18 protein-coding genes are annotated in these 19,689 nt (G+C 44.6%); 12 read left to right on the plus strand and 6 right to left on the minus strand.

The window, feature by feature from the left end; translation table 11 throughout:
* The first annotated feature begins 224 nt into the window (after window positions 1-224).
* The 4 genes from ACQCVH_RS04875 to ACQCVH_RS04890 all read left to right on the plus strand — a co-directional run bounded on the left by ACQCVH_RS04875 (window position 225) and on the right by ACQCVH_RS04890 (window position 4,463).
* On the plus strand, window positions 225-1,127 hold the full coding sequence (locus ACQCVH_RS04875; RefSeq protein ID WP_426834701.1) for a DUF4349 domain-containing protein: 903 nt from the start codon (window positions 225-227) through the stop codon (window positions 1,125-1,127).
* Between the two features lie 230 nt (window positions 1,128-1,357).
* The gene (locus ACQCVH_RS04880; RefSeq protein ID WP_426834702.1) at window positions 1,358-2,704 is read left to right on the plus strand and encodes a cytochrome ubiquinol oxidase subunit I; all 1,347 of its coding nucleotides are present in this window, start codon (window positions 1,358-1,360) and stop codon (window positions 2,702-2,704) included.
* A gap of 21 nt (window positions 2,705-2,725) precedes the next feature.
* On the plus strand, window positions 2,726-3,739 hold the full coding sequence (locus tag ACQCVH_RS04885) for a cytochrome d ubiquinol oxidase subunit II (protein ID WP_426834703.1): 1,014 nt from the start codon (window positions 2,726-2,728) through the stop codon (window positions 3,737-3,739).
* Between the two features lie 64 nt (window positions 3,740-3,803).
* Window positions 3,804-4,463, plus strand: coding sequence for a potassium channel family protein (locus tag ACQCVH_RS04890; RefSeq protein WP_426834704.1), 660 nt, complete (start codon window positions 3,804-3,806; stop codon window positions 4,461-4,463).
* Between the two features lie 100 nt (window positions 4,464-4,563).
* Here ACQCVH_RS04890 and rnjA read toward each other — a convergent pair whose 3' ends face one another.
* Window positions 4,564-6,231 carry a ribonuclease J1 gene (gene rnjA, locus ACQCVH_RS04895; RefSeq protein ID WP_426834705.1) on the minus strand — a complete coding sequence of 556 codons (1,668 nt, stop codon included), beginning with the start codon at window positions 6,229-6,231 and terminating at the stop codon, window positions 4,564-4,566.
* 6 nt (window positions 6,232-6,237) lie between these two features.
* Window positions 6,238-6,447: a DNA-dependent RNA polymerase subunit epsilon gene (locus tag ACQCVH_RS04900; protein ID WP_426834706.1), complete on the minus strand. Its 210-nt coding sequence runs from the start codon at window positions 6,445-6,447 to the stop codon at window positions 6,238-6,240.
* 845 nt (window positions 6,448-7,292) lie between these two features.
* Between ACQCVH_RS04900 and ACQCVH_RS04905 the strand changes: the two genes are divergently transcribed.
* Window positions 7,293-8,189: a DMT family transporter gene (locus tag ACQCVH_RS04905; protein WP_426834707.1), complete on the plus strand. Its 897-nt coding sequence runs from the start codon at window positions 7,293-7,295 to the stop codon at window positions 8,187-8,189.
* Window positions 8,190-8,224: 35 nt separating this feature from the next.
* Window positions 8,225-8,995 carry a Cof-type HAD-IIB family hydrolase gene (locus tag ACQCVH_RS04910; RefSeq protein ID WP_426834708.1) on the plus strand — a complete coding sequence of 257 codons (771 nt, stop codon included), beginning with the start codon at window positions 8,225-8,227 and terminating at the stop codon, window positions 8,993-8,995.
* Between the two features lie 46 nt (window positions 8,996-9,041).
* Here ACQCVH_RS04910 and def read toward each other — a convergent pair whose 3' ends face one another.
* Window positions 9,042-9,596: a peptide deformylase gene (gene def / locus ACQCVH_RS04915; protein WP_426834709.1), complete on the minus strand. Its 555-nt coding sequence runs from the start codon at window positions 9,594-9,596 to the stop codon at window positions 9,042-9,044.
* A gap of 181 nt (window positions 9,597-9,777) precedes the next feature.
* Window positions 9,778-9,912, minus strand: coding sequence for a YjcZ family sporulation protein (locus tag ACQCVH_RS04920; RefSeq protein ID WP_009791087.1), 135 nt, complete (start codon window positions 9,910-9,912; stop codon window positions 9,778-9,780).
* 272 nt (window positions 9,913-10,184) lie between these two features.
* Between ACQCVH_RS04920 and ACQCVH_RS04925 the strand changes: the two genes are divergently transcribed.
* From ACQCVH_RS04925 to lpdA, 5 genes are all read left to right on the plus strand, one after another.
* A complete protein-coding gene (locus ACQCVH_RS04925; RefSeq protein WP_426834710.1) occupies window positions 10,185-10,850 on the plus strand; it encodes a YkyA family protein in 666 nt (221 codons plus the stop codon).
* A gap of 574 nt (window positions 10,851-11,424) precedes the next feature.
* The gene (gene pdhA, locus ACQCVH_RS04930) at window positions 11,425-12,540 is read left to right on the plus strand and encodes a pyruvate dehydrogenase (acetyl-transferring) E1 component subunit alpha (RefSeq protein WP_224903944.1); all 1,116 of its coding nucleotides are present in this window, start codon (window positions 11,425-11,427) and stop codon (window positions 12,538-12,540) included.
* Window positions 12,541-12,543: 3 nt separating this feature from the next.
* The gene (locus tag ACQCVH_RS04935) at window positions 12,544-13,521 is read left to right on the plus strand and encodes an alpha-ketoacid dehydrogenase subunit beta (protein ID WP_148973762.1); all 978 of its coding nucleotides are present in this window, start codon (window positions 12,544-12,546) and stop codon (window positions 13,519-13,521) included.
* 83 nt (window positions 13,522-13,604) lie between these two features.
* Window positions 13,605-14,945 (plus strand): dihydrolipoamide acetyltransferase family protein, encoded by a 1,341-nt coding sequence (locus tag ACQCVH_RS04940; RefSeq protein WP_426834711.1) that lies wholly within the window; start codon window positions 13,605-13,607, stop codon window positions 14,943-14,945.
* 4 nt (window positions 14,946-14,949) lie between these two features.
* A complete protein-coding gene (gene lpdA / locus ACQCVH_RS04945) occupies window positions 14,950-16,359 on the plus strand; it encodes a dihydrolipoyl dehydrogenase (RefSeq protein WP_257990482.1) in 1,410 nt (469 codons plus the stop codon).
* 82 nt (window positions 16,360-16,441) lie between these two features.
* On the opposite strand, the gene ACQCVH_RS04950 is transcribed toward lpdA, so the two are convergent.
* Complete coding sequence (locus ACQCVH_RS04950; protein WP_426834712.1) at window positions 16,442-16,822, minus strand: small peptidoglycan-associated lipoprotein; 381 nt, start codon at window positions 16,820-16,822, stop codon at window positions 16,442-16,444.
* 217 nt (window positions 16,823-17,039) lie between these two features.
* Between ACQCVH_RS04950 and ACQCVH_RS04955 the strand changes: the two genes are divergently transcribed.
* On the plus strand, window positions 17,040-17,282 hold the full coding sequence (locus tag ACQCVH_RS04955; protein ID WP_426834713.1) for a hypothetical protein: 243 nt from the start codon (window positions 17,040-17,042) through the stop codon (window positions 17,280-17,282).
* A gap of 749 nt (window positions 17,283-18,031) precedes the next feature.
* On the opposite strand, the gene ACQCVH_RS04960 is transcribed toward ACQCVH_RS04955, so the two are convergent.
* Complete coding sequence (locus ACQCVH_RS04960; protein ID WP_426834714.1) at window positions 18,032-19,564, minus strand: glycine betaine uptake BCCT transporter; 1,533 nt, start codon at window positions 19,562-19,564, stop codon at window positions 18,032-18,034.
* Window positions 19,565-19,689: the final 125 nt, after the last annotated feature.

A 19,689-nucleotide genomic window follows, 5' to 3' on the forward strand; every position in this document is an offset into this window, starting at 1 on the left:
ATAAGACGCGGCAGACAGAATAAAAGGCGTTCTTTGCCTTTAATTCTGCCGTGGCTTATGACTCGAGGCTCCAGCCGCCGGAGCTGGACTGGAAGAAAAGCATGCTAGAAAAGAAGTCACCGTCTGGTGGCTTTTTCTTTTATTGTAATATTCTTCATATAAATGTAACTTTTCTGCAATCTTTGCGTCTGCTAATAAAAGAGCCGATTACGAGGGGGATGTATATGAGGTGGAAAATGGCATTTTTAATATTTTTTAGTTCGTTGATTCTTTTTGGCTGCAGCAGCGGTGAAAGCAGTGAACAATCATCCGATTCAGCAGGCAAATCCGAGAGTTCGTATAAAGAAGCAGAGTCTGCCGCTGAGTCAGCTGAACAGGGTGGCGATTCAGAGGTCGGAAGCGGCGGGGAGGAAGCAAAGGGGACAGATCATAGTACGGCAGTTGAAAGGATGGTTATTTACAACGCCGAATTGGATCTTAAGGTAAAGGACTTCATGAAAGCACAAACCTCACTGGAGGAAAAAGCGGCCCAATACGGCGGGTTTATTGTGGAATCCAGCAGTTACCGGGATGAGGGCCGGCGGCTTAGCGGTACATTGGTGATCAGAATCCCCCAGAAGAACTTTAATCAATTTTTGAATGATGCAGAAGGGACAGCCTCAAAAGTGGATAACAGACATGTAAGCGGCCAGGACGTGACAGAAGAATATGTGGATTTGGAGTCCCGCCTGCGGTCCAAGAGAGTTGTTGAAGAACGGCTGATTTCTTTTATGGAAAAAGCAGAAAAAACTGAAGATCTGCTGAAAATATCACAGGACCTTGCCGGGATTCAGGAGGAAATCGAGCAGCTGGCCGGCAGAATCAACTATCTGAAGAACCAGACTGATTTTTCGACTGTCACGGTCAGTCTTTATGAGGAGCGGGCACCTTCAATCGATAAAACAGATTTGAATACATGGGACAGGACGAAAGAACAGTTTACAGCAAGTCTCAGCTTCCTTCTTTCAGCATTTTCTGGACTGTTTGTTTTCTTTGCCGGAAACCTTCCTGTACTTATGCTCATTGGAATTGCTGGAGTCATTGTCTTTTTAGCATACAGGAAATATAGATCTAAAAAGGACACATAAGCTGAAACGCGCCGGGATGGAGATATCCCGGTTTTTTCTTTTGAGCTAACAGCAAGCAGCAGGGATAATTTCAGGCTTTCTTTACATTCATATAAGATTGCAAACATATGAATTAGGGTAAAAGACAGTTTGAAGCTGCTCAGGGTTAACGACATACATATGCGAACAAAAACGCTCTTATTGAGCCAAAGCAGTAAGAAGGAAAATATAGATAGTCTGGAGGCTGGAAGATGGAATTGGATAGTGTCACATTGAGCAGGATGCTCACTTCTTTAACTCTTGCTTTTCATATTATATTTGCCACCATTGGCGTTGGTGTACCTGTGCTGATATCGGCAGCTGAATTCATTGGAATCAGGAAAAAGGATGATCATTATATCCTCCTGGCGCGCAGATGGGCAAGGGGCTTCACCATCACAGTGGCGGTAGGGGTTGTAACCGGGACCTGCATCGGCTTGCAGCTTTCTCTTTTATGGCCGAGCTTTATGCAGATTGCAGGACATGTAATCAGCCTGCCGCTCTTCATGGAAACCTTTGCTTTCTTTTTTGAAGCCATTTTCCTGGGCATCTACCTTTATACATGGGACCGGTTCAAAAAGCCGCTCCATCATTGGCTGCTTTCAATACCCGTCATAATCGGCTCTTCTGCTTCTGCGTTCTTCATTACAACGGTTAATGCGTTTATGAACACTCCGCAGGGATTTAAGCTTGAGGGAAGGACAATCACGGAGATCGAACCGCTCGCTGCTATGTTCAATCCGGCAACCCCGTCAAAGGTGCTGCATGTACTTACATCATCTTATATGACAGCTGCTTTCATACTGGCGAGCCTCGCTGCTTTTGCTATCCTGAGAGGCAGGGGGTCTGAGTATCACCGGAAAGCACTGAAGCTTACAATGATTTGCGGGCTGCTTTTTTCCCTGGCAACAGCCATAGCAGGTGATATTTCAGCAAAATTCCTTGCAAAAGAGCAGCCGGAAAAATTGGCCGCAGCTGAATGGCATTTTGAAACAGAAAAAGGCGCTGATTTGATCGTCTTTGGGACGATTGATGAAAACAATGAAATAAGGAATGAAATCCGCATCCCAAAGGCGCTGAGCTTTCTTGCAGGCAGCTCATTTGATACAGAAGTGATTGGCTTGAATGAATTTCCGGAAGATGAGCGGCCTCCGCTCTGGATCCACTATCTGTTTGATTCGATGGTTTCAATCGGCTTCTTTGCTCTTGGCATTTCAGCGCTGTTTGTCTTTCTGTCATATTGGAGAAAGGCAAATCCCATGAAAAATTGGCTGCTGTTCCTCATTGTCTGCTCAGGGCCTCTATCCATGCTCGCCATCGAATTCGGCTGGATTTTTGCAGAGGTCGGCAGGCAGCCCTGGATATTAAGAGGCTATATGAAGGTGGCCGAAGGGGCTACACAGGCAGATAATGTGGGCGTGACCTTCTTGATGTTTTTAGCTCTGTACATTGTACTGGGGATCATCACTGTTACTGTGCTGCTTAAAATGTTCAGGAATAAACCGGCTCAGGCAGAATATAATGACCGTTTCCCGGATTCCCCGGGCATAGGCCAATAAACAGGAAAGGGGTGCAAGGCCATGAGCATTGAAATCCTGGGAATAACGGTTCTCTGGGTGTTTCTCTACGGATATGTTATTGTGGCATCAATCGATTTCGGCGCCGGCTTTTTTGCCTATTATGGACGGGTGACAGGGAAGGAGCATGTGATCAGCCACATCATCAGCAGATATCTATCTCCTGTTTGGGAAGTGACCAATGTCTTTTTTGTTTTTTTCTTTGTCGGACTGGTCGGCTTTTTTCCGGATGCAGCTTATTATTATGGGACTGCTTTATTGATACCAGGAAGCATCGCCCTGATCCTCCTAGCCATTAGAGGTTCGTTCTATGCATTCGGGAATTATGGATCAAAGGACAATTCATTTTATTTATTTCTTTATGGCGCCACAGGACTGCTGATACCTGCAGCACTGTCGACGGCATTGACGATTTCTGAAGGGGGATTTATTGAAGAACAGGGGAATAAGGTCGTTTTCCTTGCCGGAGAGCTTGTGAGCTCCCCTTATTCATGGTCTGTCGTCATCCTTGCCATCGTATCGGTGCTCTTTATCAGTGCAGTATTTCTTACTTATTATGCAGACAGGGCGGGAGACACTCCGGCAAGAGATCTTCTGAGGACGTTTGCCCTGTTCTGGAGTCCGCCGACCATCCTTGCCAGCTTCCTTGTCTTCGCTTCTTTAAGGGAGCATAATGAGCGCCATTTCAATAATGCTTTAGAAATTTGGTGGATGTTTGGTTTATCGCTTCTCTGTTTTCTGGCCGCTGTGCTGCTGGTTTATAAGAAAAAGAGATTCGGAACCAGTTTTATTCTGGTTATGCTTCAATTCTTTTTCGCCTTTTTCGGATATGGCGCTTCCCATCTCCCATACATCCTTGACCCGTTCATAACGATCTATTCAGGCTATACAAATCCTGAAATGGGGATGGCGCTGGTAGCGGCATTTATAGCAGGGCTGCTGCTCCTCATCCCGTCACTGATCCTATTGATGAGGCTGTTCCTGTTTAACGCCGATTATGTTAAGGGTGAAAAGTGAATGCTACTAAGAGTTAAGCTATGATAAAATAGAGACGAACTTTGAAACTGCTGGAGGAATATCCGTGAAAAAAGAATTTGCTGTAATTGGATTGGGGCGCTTTGGAGGAAGTATTTGCAGGGCGCTCGCAGAAGAGGGCATGGAGGTAATGGCCATCGACAATGACGAAGACAGGGTGAACGAATTCGCACTGATTGCTTCTCATGCTGTTGTGGGGGATACCACCGATGAGAATGTACTTAAAAGCCTGGGCATCAGGAATTTTGATCATGTCATTGTTGCAATCGGTGATAATATCCAGGCCAGCATCCTTACAACATTGATTCTGAAGGAAATCGGCGTCAACAAGATTACCGTCAAAGCGCAGAATGATTATCATGAGAAAGTCCTGCGCAAAATTGGAGCGGACCATGTTGTCCACCCTGAAAGGGATATGGGCAGAAGGATTGCCCATAATATTGTTTCCAACAATGTACTGGATTATCTTGAGCTTTCAGATGAACACAGCATCGTGGAAATTGTGGCAAGCGATAAGCTTGGCGGAAATTCGATCATTGATTTGGATGTCCGTGCCAAGTACGGCATCAATATTGTTGCCATAAAAAGAAGAAATGAAATCATCGTATCCCCGCAGGCGAATGAAGTGATCCGGGCAGATGATATCCTTATCGTTATTGGAGCAGATGTCGATATCAACCGCTTTGAGAAGAAGCTGATGGCTTAAGCCCGGGCAGGACCTGCGGAAACGGAAGCAGCCTGCGGATTGCAAGCGAAATGGAAAAAGCACTCACAGATTTTTTGTGAGTGCTTTTTTATATGAATGATTACACTTCCATAATGATCGGAAGGATCATTGGACGGCGTTTTGTTTTTTCATATAGGAAAGGAGACAGTGTATCGGTAATTTCATTTTTAATTTCAGACCATTGTGTCGTTTTTCTTTCCATGACCTTGTTCAGATGCTTAGAAATCAAGGACTGGGCATCGCTGATCAAATCGCCTGATTCACGCATGTACACGAAACCGCGGGAAATGATATCAGGACCTGCGGAAATCTTAAAGTCTTTCATGTTGATGCTGACCACGACAACGACCAGGCCTTCCTCAGAAAGGATCCTGCGGTCCCTGAGAACGATATTCCCAATGTCGCCTACACCGCTTCCGTCGATATAAACAGAACCTGAAGGAATTTTACCTGCCACCTGTGCAGTATCCTCACTCAGGGCGAGAACTTCTCCATTATCCATGATAAAGCAGTTTTCTTCAGGAATGCCGCAATCAATTGCGAGTTTGGAGTGCATTTTCTGCATTCTGTACTCGCCGTGGATCGGCATGAAGAATTTCGGCTTTATAAGGCGAAGCATCAGCTTTTGCTCCTGCTGGCCGCCATGTCCGGATGTATGAATGTCATTCAGCGGTCCGTGAATGACTTCTGCTCCTGCACGGGATAGCATGTTGATTGTTCTGCTGACACTGATGGTATTTCCCGGGATAGGAGAAGATGAGAACACCACTGTATCACCTGGGTTGATCTGAATCTGACGGTGTGTTCCATTAGCGATTCGTGATAGGGCTGCCATAGGCTCTCCCTGGCTTCCTGTGCACAGAATGGTAACCTGGTTGGCAGGGAGCCGGTTGATCTGCTGCGCGTCTATAAATACATCCTTAGGAGCGCTTATATAGCCAAGCTCCCGCCCGATGTTGATTGCAGCTTCCATGCTCCGGCCAAAAACAGCCACTTTTCTGCCATTGGTCACAGCAGCCTCGATTACCTGCTGAAGGCGGTGGATATTTGAAGCGAATGTCGCAAAAATGATCCTTCCGTCCACTTTGCGGAAAATATCGTGGATACTTTCGCCGACACGGCGTTCAGACATAGTAAAGTTAGGAATTTCACTGTTGGTGCTGTCAGAAAGGAGGCAAAGTACTCCATCCTTGCCGATCTCAGCCATTTTTGTAAGGTTCGCAGGTTCGCCCACAGGCGTGAAGTCGAACTTGAAATCCCCAGTATGGACTACCTGGCCAGGCGGTGTTTTCACTACGACGCCGTATGAATCAGGGATGCTGTGTGTAGTCCTGAAGAAAGTGACAGACGTTTTTCGGAATTTAATAATGTCATCTTCCTTGATTTCAATCATTCTTGTCCTTCTCAAAAGGCCATGCTCTTCCAGCTTATTGCGAAGAAGGCCAAGGGCCAGCTTTCCGCCGTACACAGGAATATTCACCTGTCTTAATAGATAAGGAATGCCGCCGATATGGTCTTCATGTCCGTGCGTAATAAAGAGGCCTTTGATTTTGTCTTCGTTTTTTACTAAATAGGTATAATCAGGGATTACATAATCGATTCCCAGAAGCTCATCCTCAGGGAATTTAATGCCAGCATCAATCAGGATGATTTCATCCTGAAACTGGACTGCATAAGTGTTTTTGCCGATTTCCCCAAGTCCTCCAAGGGCAAATACAGCTGTTTGATCGTTCTTAACAAATTTCATAAATTATCAGTTCTCCAATACTTTAAAGTCTTCGTTTCTTTTTTCATATTCCAGGTAATCGCCTTCAACCGGGACTACGAGTTCAATGTTATAGTGTTTGTCCGCCAGTTTTGTACGTACATCTTTCGGCGAATCTCCATCAACATAAACGGTTTTCGTTTTTTCCCTCACTGGGACTTCTTTAATGGATTCCTGGTAATAAACTTTAAAAATCATCTAAATCGCTCCTTAATCCGATATAACTTTTTCTATTATATAAAAAAATAACATGTTTTTCATGTTTTTTCTTTTAAAAGAACAGAAAGCATAGTTTTTCCTTTTATTTCCGGGGTTTAACGAACGCCCCTTCAAAGATTTTTGTTGTCAACTTACAATGTCCATCGCACTGCTTCCCTCAGCAGTCTGTGGGGGGCTTTTCCGCATTTCTACTTGTCCAGCTCCAAAGCCTAGCCCCTCGAGTCATAAGCCAATCAGGCCAGAAGGTTAAAGAACAACCTTCCGTCCTGCTCGTCTTATGCTTGTCGGGGCTGACCAAGGCTTTTCCGCATTTCTCATTGTCCAGCTCCGGCTCCTAGGTGCTCGAGTCATAAGTCACTTTGGAACCGAAGGCAAAGAACGCCTTCAATTCCAAAGCGCCTTATGCTTATCGCACCTAAACAGTCGCCTCCGCTTTTCTATGTAACCTTTATACAATTTACCTTAAAGAAGGAGCCCTTCGCAAGTTTGAAGGGCTCTGGGTTTATGCGATTGATTTTTTCCGAAGCATGTCTTTCCACTGTTTTAGGAGCTTTTTGCGCAGCTTCTTTAACATAGTGGATCATCTCCTTACTTCCTATTTTAACGCAACCTTGTCCAATGTAAAGGATTACAATCACTGCTGCCGATCAACAACCGTTTTTTGGGGCATTAGGAAAGCCGCCTTTTCTTCTATTATATGATGAAAAGGCCAAAAATCTCATGGATAATGATGGAATCATATTGAATATGCTGGATTGACAATTAGCATTTCAAGGGTTAGCTTTTAACAGAGTGAAAGTTATTCTGGAAAGAAGAGTGGACAAATGGGTAAGCTTTATAGTGCGCTGATCGGTTTAAGCCTGATTTGGGGTACCTCATTCCTTTTTATTAAAATTCTGCTCCATGATTTAGGCCCGGAGGCAGTTGTCTTTGGAAGATGCCTATTTGGTGCAGCAGTATTGTGGGGGATCAGCATTATTAAAAGAGAAAAGATTCAGTGGAAACGCCTGCCTTTCAGGATGCTGTTCCTGGTCGGGCTCATTAATAATGCGCTTCCCTGGTACTTTATTTCTAAAAGCGAGACGGCTATTTCATCGAGTATGGCCTCCGTTATAAATGCCACTACACCGATCTGGACGATCATCATTGGGTGGCTTTTCTTCGGATCAAAGCTCCGGAAAAGCCAATGGGCCGGAATATTGATCGGATTTTTCGGCATTTTTATTCTCAGCGGTTTCAGGACCGGGGATTTGGCAGAAGGGAATACGGCAGGAATTGTATTCATGTCTATGGCAGCATTCTGCTATGGATTAGGGACCCATCTGTCCAAAAAACATCTTGAGGGTGTATCCGTTCTTCAGATTTCCCTTTTTACGCTTACATCAGCAGCCCTGGCAAGCGGCCTGTATACAGGGATTGCATCTCCTTCAGCCATCCCGCTTCTTTTTGCGCCGGAAAGGCTGGGTTCTCTCTTTGTACTCGGCGCCCTGGGCTCAGGCGCTGCCTATCTGCTATACTATTTCCTTGTACAGAAGGGAAGCCCGGAGTTTGCCTCCCTCGTCACCTATATCGTCCCTGTATCCGCAATCGCATGGGGGTACTTTCTCCTTGGTGAGCACATCAAGCCAGGGATGGCTGTTGGCCTGGCTGTCATCTTTCTGGGGATATATATATCCTCCTATAAAGTTAAGCGGGAAAAGAAACGAGACCTGGCTGCTTAGGAATGCAGTTCATGCAAATGGAAAGGAAGTAAAGAATGAAGAAAATAGTTTTTTTTGATATTGATGGAACACTGCTGGACCACGGCAAAAAACTGCCGGTAAAAACGAAGGAAGCAATCGGGCTTCTTCAGGAAAAAGGGGTATTTACAGCAATCGCGACTGGCCGTGCTCCTTTCATGTATGAAAGTCTCCGGGAAGAGCTGGGCATTGATTCTTATGTCAGCTTCAATGGCCAGTACGTTGTGTTCGAAAATGAACCGATCTATGCCAATCCTTTAGACACAGAAGAGCTGGAAAGGCTTTTGAAGCATGGGAGAAGAAATGGGCATCCGCTCGTTTTCATGAACGAAACGACTATGAAATCAAGTGTACCGCACCATCCTCACATCGAGGAAAGCCTTGGCACGCTTAAGTTCCCGCATCCTGATCAGGATGAAAGCTTTTATAATGGGCGGGAAATCTACCAGTCCCTTATTTTTATGGATGACAGTCTCGAACAGGAGTATCGCGAAGGTTACGGGAAATTCCACTTCATCAGATGGCATCCTTATTCCGTTGATGTCCTTCCTGCCGGAGGCTCAAAAGCAGAGGGCATAAAGAAAATGATCAGCCGCCTAGGTTTTGCAATTGAGGATGTGTATGCCTTTGGAGACGGATTGAATGACATTGAAATGCTCCAGGCGGTAGGCACGGGAGTGGCCATGGGCAATGCTGAAGAAGAAGTGAAGCGCCATGCAGACCATATCACCTCAGATGTTGGGGAAGACGGAATCTGGAACGGTTTGAAAAAGCTTGGTTTAATATAGAAAGAAAAAAGAAGCGGGCAAAAGGGCCTGCTTCTCCTTTATAGGGTCACCTTTCAATAGGGAGGGCATCCTTGATTATTTCAAGCGGGTTTTCCTTATTGATATGGTCGTAGAACATGACGCCGTTCAAATGATCGATTTCGTGCTGAAAAACGATTGCCGGAAGGCCTCTCAGCCTGAGTTTCACTTCTCTGGCGTCTATGTCGAAGGCTTTGAGGGTTATCCTTGCAAATCGCGGGACAAATCCCGGAAAAGGCTGATCGACTGAGAGGCAGCCTTCTCCGGAAGTTAAATAAGCTTTCTCGACCGAATGGCTGATGATTTTCGGATTGAAAAGTGCAAAGCTGTACAGCTTTCCATCTGTATCAGTAACATGGACTGCAATCATTCTTTTGAGGCAGTCAATCTGCGGGGCGGCTAGCCCTATTCCAGGCCTAAGCCCATATTTTTCAGCCAGGGCAGGATTTTGGCTGTTCCTTACATATTCCATCATGTCGGTAAGAGTCTGCTTATCCTCCGCAGAAGGGGGCATTGGCACCTCTTCTGCCGTTTTCCTGAGGGATGGGTGGCCATCCCGGATAATATCCGCCACTGTTATCATTAAAAATCCACTCCTGTGCATGCCTTTTTCGGCAGAAATTTATTATAATATGTTTAACCGCTGTGCTGGCGGGTAATTGATTAAAGTTCAGGGAGCTGTATGTACGACAATAGTCTAACAGACATAAAGGAAAAAGTTAATAAAGAAAAGGTGCTCTCTAGAAGCACCTTTTCGGCTTGTATTAGAATTTCCAGCAGGAACAGCCTACAATAATAAGAAGAATGAAGAGAACGACAATTAAAGCAAATCCTCTTCCGTAGCCAGCTCCGCCTACAGGGTAGCCGCAGCCGTAACCGTATCCACCATAACCATACATAAGGATAACCTCCCTGAAATAAAGTATCGTCCCCTACATATTTATAAGTTTTATGGACGATTTACTATAGCCTATGAAAGAAGGGGAAATTGGTGTAGGCCGCTGCCCAGTCATAAATGAAAAGAATAAAGAATATGTATCTTTATGGCATTATCCTGCTCAATTCTAATCAAATGGTTGGACAAGCTTTTTCGTAAGATTATGAAAAAACTTGCACCATACCTATTTGCAGATTATTTGCAACAGCTATTTTCCATTTAGGGGGTTTAATGATGTCAATTATCAGAAAGAAAAAAGCACTGGCTGTATTATTTTTAAGTTTGTTTGTGCTCGGGGGATGCATGGACAAGGAGACACCAGGTGAAAAAGCCTACAGCATACTGGAGAAAACTGCAGAAGCAGAAGAAGGGTTTGAAAAGCAGCAGGACCCGCTTGTGAAACTGGAAAAGCAGGAAAAAGAGCTTTATGATCAGATCATTGCGCTGGGCATGAAGGAATTTGACCAAATCAAAAAGCTGTCAGATGAAGCCCTTGAAGCCGTGGGGAAGAGGGAAGAGCTCATGAATAAAGAGCAGGAGAGCATTGATTCCTCCAAAAAGGAATTTGCACCCCTTGAGGACATCATCCCTGACATTGAAGATAAGGAAGCAAAAGAAAGTGCTGAGGAAATGTACAAAGTGATGATGGACCGTTACAGCGTCCACGATGAACTGTACAGTGAATATAAGAATGGCCTTGAACTTGACAAAGAGCTGTACTCGCTGTTCAAGAAAGAAGGTCTGACAATGGAGCAGCTGGAAGCCCAGATTGACAAGATCAATCAATCTTATGATCAGCTGATGATACATAATAAAAAATTTAATGAGCTGACAAAAAAATATAATGAAATAAAAATTTCCTTCTATAAGCAGGCTGGAGTAGAGGTTGCCGGCAAGTAAACATAACCATTTAGGCACGGCCTGTTCACAGTATTATATTCAAGAAGCCTTTCGGTCAAAGGATGCCGAAAGGCTTTTTGTGTTGGCCACAAATTATTTTTTAAAAATAATTCTTCCTAAAGAATTCTTCTCTTGTTATAACACATCCTGCCAAAACGCTTCTTTTTTATAGTACAGTTTGTGGGGAGTTATTAATACAGTTTTTTAAAACGCCCGAAATATTTTTAGAAAAATAGGTTTAAATAATTGACTGTTACGGATTTCTTATAATAAAATGAGTAAGGTGATTTCATTGCTTGTATCAGTGGGTCATATTGAATTCAATGATACAGAAAATGATTGTAAAGAAATATCAGAATAGACGTTTTTTCCGGAGGCATCTGTGGAAAACTAAGTAAAACTATGTTTGCAGCTGTCAAAGGATGAGCCGGACAGTTTTTTTGCATGTACGGCTAAATTTAATAGGGAAAAAACAAAAGCAGATTTCTAAGATGATTTCATTTTGGGTATTCTAAGCTTTGTGTATTTATCTCTTAAAATAATGTCTTTTTAATGAAAGGAAAGGGTGACAAAGATGGCTTCTAAAACGAAGAAAGCACAATTGGATGCTACTAAAGCGCTTGAGGCGGTAGAAGAGCAGTTTGAAATGTTTCAAATATTGAATGAAGAAGGCGAAGTCGTAAATGAAGCGGCAATGCCTGAATTAAGCGATGAGCAGCTTCAGGAATTGATGCGCCGCATGGTATACACTCGTATTCTTGATCAGCGTTCCATCTCTCTAAACAGACAGGGGCGCCTTGGATTCTATGCGCCGACAGCAGGACAGGAAGCTTCCCAGCTTGCTTCACAGTTCGCTCTTGAAAAGGAAGACTTCATCCTTCCTGGATACCGCGATGTGCCTCAAATGATCTGGCATGGCCTGCCGCTGTATCAAGCATTCTTGTTCTCACGCGGACATTTCCACGGAAACCAGATGCCAGAAGGTGTGAACACAATCTCACCTCAAATCATCATCGGTGCGCAGATCATCCAGGCTGCAGGTGTGGCTCTTGGCATGAAGAAGCGCGGTGCCGGTTCAGTAGCTATTACATACACTGGCGACGGCGGAGCTTCACAAGGTGATTTCTACGAAGGTCTTAACTTTGCAGGGGCATTTAAGGCTCCAGCGATCTTTGTTGTGCAAAACAACCGCTTTGCGATTTCAACTCCGGTAGAAAAGCAATCAGCGGCCAAGACTGTAGCTCAAAAAGCTGTCGCGGCAGGTATCCCTGGAATTCAGGTAGACGGAATGGATCCGCTTGCTGTATATGCAGCAGTCAGCGATGCCCGCAAGCGAGCAGTAAACGGCGAAGGCCCGACTCTTATTGAAACGATGACATACCGCTATGGCCCGCATACAATGGCTGGCGATGATCCAACTCGCTACCGTACAACGGACCTTGACAACGAATGGGAAAAGAAGGATCCTTTAGTCCGCTTCCGCAAATTCCTTGAAAACAAGGGCGTTTGGAACGAAGAAAAGGAAAACGAAGTGATCGACCAGGCTAAAGAAGATATCAAAGAAGCAATCAAGAAAGCTGACGGTTATCCGAAGCAGAAAGTAACAGACTTCATGGAGAACATGTATGAAGAAATGCCTCGTAACCTTAAAGAACAATATGAAATTTACCAAGCAAAGGAGTCGAAGTAAGCGATGGCGCAAATGACAATGATCCAGGCAATCACCGATGCGTTGCGCACAGAAATGCGCAATGATCCGAATGTACTTGTGTTCGGTGAAGACGTAGGCGTTAACGGCGGTGTATTCCGTGCTACGGAAGGTCTTCAGAAAGAGTTCGGCGAAGACCGCGTATTCGATACTCCACTTGCTGAATCTGGAATTGGCGGTTTAGCAATTGGTCTTGGCCTTCAAGGCTTCCGTCCAGTGCCGGAAATCCAATTCTTCGGATTTGTGTTTGAAGTAATGGACTCAATCGCTGGCCAAATGGCGCGTATGCGCTACCGTTCAGGCGGCAGATACAATTCTCCTGTCACTGTGCGTTCTCCTTTCGGGGGCGGAGTACATACTCCGGAACTTCACTCTGACAGCCTTGAAGGACTGATGACTCAATCACCAGGTTTAAAAGTGGTTGTGCCTTCAACTCCTTACGATGCAAAAGGACTTCTGATTTCATCTATCCGTGACAATGATCCGGTTATTTTCCTTGAGCATCTTAAGCTCTACCGTGCATTCCGTGAAGAGGTGCCTGAAGAAGAATACACAATTCCTCTTGGCAAGGCTGATGTGAAGCGCGAAGGTTCAGACCTTTCCATCATCACATACGGAGCAATGGTTCATGAATCATTGAAAGCAGCAGAAGAACTTGAGAAAGAAGGCTATTCAGTAGAAGTAGTAGACCTTCGTACGATCGCACCGCTGGACCTTGAAACAATCATTGCCTCTGTAGAGAAAACTGGCCGTGCCATTGTGGTCCAGGAAGCGCAAAAGCAGGCAGGCGTAGCTGCACAGGTTGTTGCTGAAATCAATGAAAGAGCGATTCTCAGCCTGGAAGCCCCAGTTCTTCGCGTAGCAGCCCCTGATACTGTTTATGCTTTCTCACAAGCAGAAACAATCTGGCTGCCAAACTACAAAGATGTACTGGAAACAGCTAAAAAAGTACTTACTTTCTAATAGAACAATTTTTTAATGGGAGAGGGCGTTTTTTCTCCCTTTCCTGCATCATCACTCAATTTACTAACAGGAAGGTGAACCCATTGTCATTCCAATTCAGATTGCCTGATATCGGTGAAGGTATCCACGAAGGTGAAATCGTAAAATGGTTTATTAAACCAGGCGATAAAGTTCAAGAAGATGACGTATTGTGCGAAGTGCAGAACGATAAATCAGTAGTAGAAATTCCATCTCCAGTTGAAGGGACTGTTGAAGAGGTCCACATCAGCGAAGGAACAGTTGCTACTGTCGGACAAGTGCTCGTATCTTTTGACGCACCGGGGTATGAGGATTTACAATTTAAAGGTGAACACGGTGATGAAGCGCCGGCAGAAAAAACGGAAGCACAGGTTCAATCAACAATGGAAGCTGGCCAGGATGTGAAGAAGGAAGAAGCTCCTGGACAGGAAGAAGCCGGTAAAGGCACAGTTATTTCCCAGCCGGATGTTGATCCTGACCGCAGAATTATCGCTATGCCATCAGTGCGCAAGTTTGCACGCGACAAAGGCGTTGATATCCGCCAGGTAGCAGGCAGCGGTAAAAACGGACGTGTGCTGAAGGAAGATATTGAATCATTCTTGAACGGAGGCTCTCAAGCACCTGCTCAGGAGGCACCACAGGCAGAGGCAGCTAAAGAAGAAGCAGCGGCGCCAGCGGCAGCGGCAGCGGCTCCTCAAGGCCAATATCCGGAAACCCGCGAGAAAATGAGCGGAATCCGCAAAGCGATTGCAAAAGCTATGGTTAATTCCAAGCAGACTGCACCGCATGTTACATTAATGGATGAAATCGATGTAACAAAACTGGTAGCACACCGTAAGAAATTCAAGGAAGTTGCAGCAAACAAAGGCATCAAGCTTACATTCCTGCCTTATGTGGTGAAGGCATTGACTAGTGCATTGCGTGAATTCCCGGCGCTCAACACGTCAATTGACGATGCTGCTGGCGAAATCATCCACAAGCATTACTACAACATCGGAATTGCTGCTGATACAGAGAAAGGCCTGCTTGTTCCTGTTGTGAAGGATGCAGACCGCAAATCTACATTTGCCATCTCTGATGAAATCAACAGCCTGGCAACCAAGGCCCGTGACGGCAAGCTTGCTGCGGATGAAATGAAAGGCGCTTCTTGCACAATTACCAATATCGGCTCTGCGGGCGGACAATGGTTTACACCTGTCATCAATCATCCTGAAGTAGCGATCCTGGGAATTGGCCGCATCGCTGAAAAGCCTGTAGTGAAAGATGGAGAAATCGTTGCAGCACCAGTTCTTGCACTTTCTTTAAGCTTTGACCACAGAATCATCGATGGCGCAACAGCACAAAATGCATTAAACCACATCAAGCGTTTACTCAACGATCCAGAACTATTGTTAATGGAGGCGTAATTAAATGGTAGTTGGAGATTTCCCTATTGAAACAGATACTATAGTAATCGGTGCAGGTCCTGGAGGCTATGTTGCCGCTATCCGCGCAGCACAGCTTGGACAAAAAGTAACAATCGTTGAAAGAGGAACTCTTGGAGGCGTCTGCCTGAATGTCGGGTGTATCCCTTCAAAGGCTTTGATTTCAGCTGGGCACCGCTATGAACATGCTAAGCATTCAGAAGATATGGGCATTTCAGCGGAAAATGTGAAAGTAGATTTCACAAAGGTACAGGAATGGAAAGCCGGAGTTGTCAAGAAGCTTACAGGCGGTGTTGAAGGGCTTCTTAAAGGAAACAAGGTAGAGATTGCGCGCGGGGAAGCTTTCTTCGTTGACGCAAATACTCTAAAAGTTATGGATGAAAAGTCTTCCCAGACTTACACATTCAAGAATGCAATCGTCGCAACGGGTTCACGCCCTATCGAACTGCCTGCGTTCAAATATTCAAAGCGTGTGCTTGATTCAACTGGCGCACTGGCTCTTGAAGAAGTTCCTAACAAGATCGTTGTCATCGGCGGCGGATACATCGGAACTGAGCTTGGCGGAGCTTACGCTAACTTCGGTACTGAAGTGACAATCCTTGAAGGAACTGATGAGATCCTGAACGGATTTGAAAAGCAAATGTCTTCATTGGTTAAAAAGAACCTGAAGAAAAAAGGCGCTGACATCATCACTAATGCACTTGCAAAAGGTGTTGAAGAAACTGACAGCGGTGTAACAGTCAAGTACGAAGTAAAAGGCGAAGAAAAATCTGTTGAAGCTGATTATGTCTTCGTTATGGTTGGACGCCGTCCAAATACAGACGAGCTTGGCCTTGAGCAGGCTGGCGTTGAAATGTCAGACCGCGGCATCATCAAGATCGACAAGCAATGCCGTACAAGTGTAAGCAATATCTACGCGATCGGCGACATTGTTGAAGGACCTCCATTGGCTCACAAAGCTTCTTATGAAGGTAAAATCGCAGCTGAAGCAATCGCTGGACACAATTCTGAGATCGACTATCTTGGAATCCCTGCAGTTGTATTCTCTGATCCTGAACTGGCTTCAGTGGGTTACACTGAGCAGCAGGCTAAAGAAGAAGGAATTGCAGTCAATGCTGCCAAATTCCCATTTGCAGCTAATGGCCGTGCCCTTGCTTTAAACAGCACTGATGGTTTCGTGAAGCTGATCACACGCAAAGAAGATGACCTGGTCATCGGTGCGCAAATTGCTGGTGCAAATGCATCTGACATGATTGCTGAACTAGGCCTTGCCATTGAGGCAGGCATGACTGCTGAAGATTTAGCTATGACAATCCATGCTCACCCTACACTTGGCGAGATCACTATGGAAGCAGCTGAAGTAGCACTTGGCAGCCCAATTCACATCATTAAGTAATTAGTAAGCGTGAGCTGCTTGCATGACAAGCCTCTTGCCTATAATAGAAAAAGACCTTTCCTCGCAAGAGGGAAGGTCTTTTTTATGTGTCAGTGCCAAGTGCTTTAGACAGCGGTTCAATAATTTTATCTTTAGAAACATCGCCATTCACTTTTGCTACAATCCTATTCTGGTGTAAAACCAAAATGGCCGGGGACCCTTTTATCTCAAAAGTATGATAATATTTTTTCGCCGTGGCAGCAGTCATGACTTTCATTTTCTTCATTTCATCCGGAAATTCTTTTCTCAATTCTATGATCGCATCATAATACGGTGCTTCATTCTGATAGTCAGATTCATCTGTAAAGAAAATCACCTGCTTTTGCGAGCTATCAAGCATTAAATCATCGGCAGCTTTCGTCTTGCTGCAGGAAACGGTCAAAATCATAAAAGAAGCTAACAGCAAAAAACGGAATCTCTTCATTTATGCTCACCTTTTCTTCTTTCATTGTGTTAAAAGCTGTAAATAATTTCGTCATAATAGCCCATATTCTAACATAATAAATAGTAATATCTTCGCTTGTCACCCAATTGTTACAGAATTGAAAAATACCCGGCAAAAGTGGTACATATAATACATATAAGCCTGGAATACAAGCAAACATATGAAGGGAATATATATTGCAATTGGCGGTGTTTATATGAAGACTTATTCGGTGATCATGATCCAGCTGATCATATGGAGCGGCTATACTTTTCTGGAGTGGCTTTCAAAGCATGACCATCCAGTTTATAATGTCCTTATGTTTTTTGTATTTTTTTATCTTGCTGTTGTTCTGGGTAATTTTATCATAAAATCACCGAAGAGAACCTTTATGGTCACTATGCTGTCTTTGGGGCTGTATGGTTCCTTTCAGGCAGCTCTGGCATTTATTCATTATTGAGAGTACCTGGTGGTAGTTGAACGCAATTTATAAGGCAGCCTGCAGACTTTCGCTTCTCAGGTCAAATGAAGCCAGTGAGGACCATCATAAGGCATAAGGTGATGGCAGCATAGGCAGCTGAGACCACTATCCTTGGAAAAAGAAAAAATAGCGGTTCCAGCCAGGTGAGCTAGAACCACTATTCTTGGAAAAAGAAAAAATAGCGGTCCCAGCCAGGTGAGCTAGAACCACTATTCTTGGAAAAAAGAAGGAATAGCGGTCCCAGCCAGGTGAGCTGGAACCACTATTCTTAGGAAAAGGAAAAATAGCGTTTCCAGTCAGGTGAGCTAGGACCACTATCCTTGGAAAAAGAAAAAATAGCGGTCCCAGCCAGGTGAGCTAGAACCACTATTCTTGGAAAAAAGAAGGAATAGTGGTTCCAGTCAGGTGAGCTAGGACCACTATTCTTGTAAAAAGAAAAAAATAGCGTTTCCAGCCAAGTGAGCTAGAACCACTATCCTTAGGAAATAGGAAAAATAGCGTTTCCAGCCAGGTGAGCTAGAACCACTATTCTTAGGAAATAGGAAAAATAGCGGTTCCAGTCGGGTGAGTTAGAACCACTATCCTTTGGAAATAGGAAAAATAGCGGTTCCAGCAGATAACCTGTAGCCGCACTTTTGAAAAAATCACAAACGCAGCAGGATAACAATGCTATATAAAAATACACGAACCAAAAAAGCTTCGGGATAAATCATCCCGAAGCTTTTTTATTATGCCGACCTTTGCTGTTTTTCTTTTGTGCCGCTGACGTTTTCTTCTTTCAAGGCTTTCATCAGCGATACGACAATCAGGAGCATAATGACTGTAAATGGCAGCGCGGCAATGATAGACGCACGCTGCAGTGCTTCAAGGCCGCCTGTCCACAGAAGTATGGCTGCAGATGCAGATTGAATGATTCCCCATACAAATTTAACTTTATTTGGCGGGTTCAAGCTTCCGTTCGTCGTTTGCATGCCAAGCACGAAGGTTGCCGAGTCTGCTGAAGTGATGAAAAAAGTGCTGATAAGGAAGATGGCAAGCAAAGACAGCACTATTGATAACGGGAAGTTTTCAAAAACAGCAAATAAAGCAATCTCCATGCCGTTCTCGTTCATCGTATTCATGATTGGCGTATTTTCAAAGAATTCGAGGAAAATACCAGTCCCTCCGAATACTGAAAACCATAACGCACCGAATAATGTTGGTACAGCAAGGACCCCGATGACAAACTCCCTGATAGTCCTGCCTTTTGAAATCCTGGCAATGAAGGTTCCCACAAAAGGAGCCCAAGCAATCCACCATGCCCAATAGAAAATAGTCCAATCCTGGAACCATGTCAGTTCCTGATCAAACGGGCTGAGCCTGAAGCTCATCGAAGGCAGGTTCTGCAAGTAAGAACCGATGGTAGTGGTGAATAGATCCATAATAAAATTGGTTGGCCCCACAAACAGCATGAATAGCAGCAGAAGTATAGCCAGGATGATATTAAGATTACTCAAGTATTTGATGCCTTTATTAAGACCTGTCTGGGCCGATAGCATAAATAAAACAGTGACAACAGCTATAATGATCATCTGAGTCCCTATGCCGTTGCTGATGCCGCTGAATACGTGTGACAGGCCGCCGCTGATTTGAATGGCGCCGAGTCCCAGTGAAGTGGCTACACCGAAGACCGTTGCAAATACTGCGATGAAATTGATCAGGACACCAAGCATTCCGTCGACTTTATCCCCTAAGATGGGACGAAGAATGGAACTGATGACCCCTGGGGCTCCTTTCCTGAACTGGAAGTAAGCCAAAGCAAGGGCTATCACTGCATAGATGGCCCAGGGATGGAGTCCCCAGTGGAAAAAGGAGTACCTCATGGCTGTTCTGGCTGAATCCGGCGTTTCTCCGTCGCCGAATGGCGGATCGAAATAATGATACATAGGCTCCGCAGCTCCCCAGAATACAAGGCCTATCCCCATTCCTGCACTGAACAGCATCGCAAACCAGGTTACATAACCGAATTCGGGCTGCTCATTATCTTTCCCTAAACGAATGTTTCCATACTTGGTGAAAATAAGCATAATCGCAAAAATCAAAAAGATCGAGGCTGACAGCATATAAAACCAGCCAAATTTCTCAAGGATGAATCCTTGCACATTTTGTGTGACAACGTCTAAATTTGCATTCGGCAATATTCCTTTTGGAATAAGCCCCCAGATAATAAATAATACAGTTACGATAACTGATACCCAAAAAACTGGTGTCAGTTTCTTCATCCAATCCCTCCAAATCAAATCGTACACATATGCAGGCTCAGCCATTACTAATGAATGGGCTGCAGTTTTATGTTTAGAAAATAGTATAGTGTGGAAACAGTGGTTTAGGGAAAACAGCAGATAGA

Origin of the sequence: Bacillus infantis, assembly GCF_050107595.1 — a bacterium.
Taxonomy (GTDB): domain Bacteria; phylum Bacillota; class Bacilli; order Bacillales; family Cytobacillaceae; genus Bacillus_AB; species Bacillus_AB infantis_C.

What these genes read in the sequence shown, in the direction of transcription:
- ACQCVH_RS04885 (WP_426834703.1), top strand. Translation starts at nt 2,726, where the DNA reads ATGAGCATTGAAATCCTGGGAATAACGGTTCTCTGGGTGTTTCTCTAC.
- ACQCVH_RS04935 (WP_148973762.1), top strand. Translation starts at nt 12,544, where the DNA reads ATGGCGCAAATGACAATGATCCAGGCAATCACCGATGCGTTGCGCACA.
- pdhA (WP_224903944.1), top strand. Translation starts at nt 11,425, where the DNA reads ATGGCTTCTAAAACGAAGAAAGCACAATTGGATGCTACTAAAGCGCTT.
- ACQCVH_RS04920 (WP_009791087.1), bottom strand. Translation starts at nt 9,912, where the DNA reads ATGTATGGTTATGGTGGATACGGTTACGGCTGCGGCTACCCTGTAGGC.
- ACQCVH_RS04955 (WP_426834713.1), top strand. Translation starts at nt 17,040, where the DNA reads ATGAAGACTTATTCGGTGATCATGATCCAGCTGATCATATGGAGCGGC.
- ACQCVH_RS04875 (WP_426834701.1), top strand. Translation starts at nt 225, where the DNA reads ATGAGGTGGAAAATGGCATTTTTAATATTTTTTAGTTCGTTGATTCTT.
- def (WP_426834709.1), bottom strand. Translation starts at nt 9,596, where the DNA reads ATGATAACAGTGGCGGATATTATCCGGGATGGCCACCCATCCCTCAGG.
- ACQCVH_RS04960 (WP_426834714.1), bottom strand. Translation starts at nt 19,564, where the DNA reads ATGAAGAAACTGACACCAGTTTTTTGGGTATCAGTTATCGTAACTGTA.
- ACQCVH_RS04910 (WP_426834708.1), top strand. Translation starts at nt 8,225, where the DNA reads ATGAAGAAAATAGTTTTTTTTGATATTGATGGAACACTGCTGGACCAC.
- lpdA (WP_257990482.1), top strand. Translation starts at nt 14,950, where the DNA reads ATGGTAGTTGGAGATTTCCCTATTGAAACAGATACTATAGTAATCGGT.
- rnjA (WP_426834705.1), bottom strand. Translation starts at nt 6,231, where the DNA reads ATGAAATTTGTTAAGAACGATCAAACAGCTGTATTTGCCCTTGGAGGA.
- ACQCVH_RS04900 (WP_426834706.1), bottom strand. Translation starts at nt 6,447, where the DNA reads ATGATTTTTAAAGTTTATTACCAGGAATCCATTAAAGAAGTCCCAGTG.
- ACQCVH_RS04950 (WP_426834712.1), bottom strand. Translation starts at nt 16,822, where the DNA reads ATGAAGAGATTCCGTTTTTTGCTGTTAGCTTCTTTTATGATTTTGACC.
- ACQCVH_RS04925 (WP_426834710.1), top strand. Translation starts at nt 10,185, where the DNA reads ATGTCAATTATCAGAAAGAAAAAAGCACTGGCTGTATTATTTTTAAGT.
- ACQCVH_RS04880 (WP_426834702.1), top strand. Translation starts at nt 1,358, where the DNA reads ATGGAATTGGATAGTGTCACATTGAGCAGGATGCTCACTTCTTTAACT.
- ACQCVH_RS04905 (WP_426834707.1), top strand. Translation starts at nt 7,293, where the DNA reads ATGGGTAAGCTTTATAGTGCGCTGATCGGTTTAAGCCTGATTTGGGGT.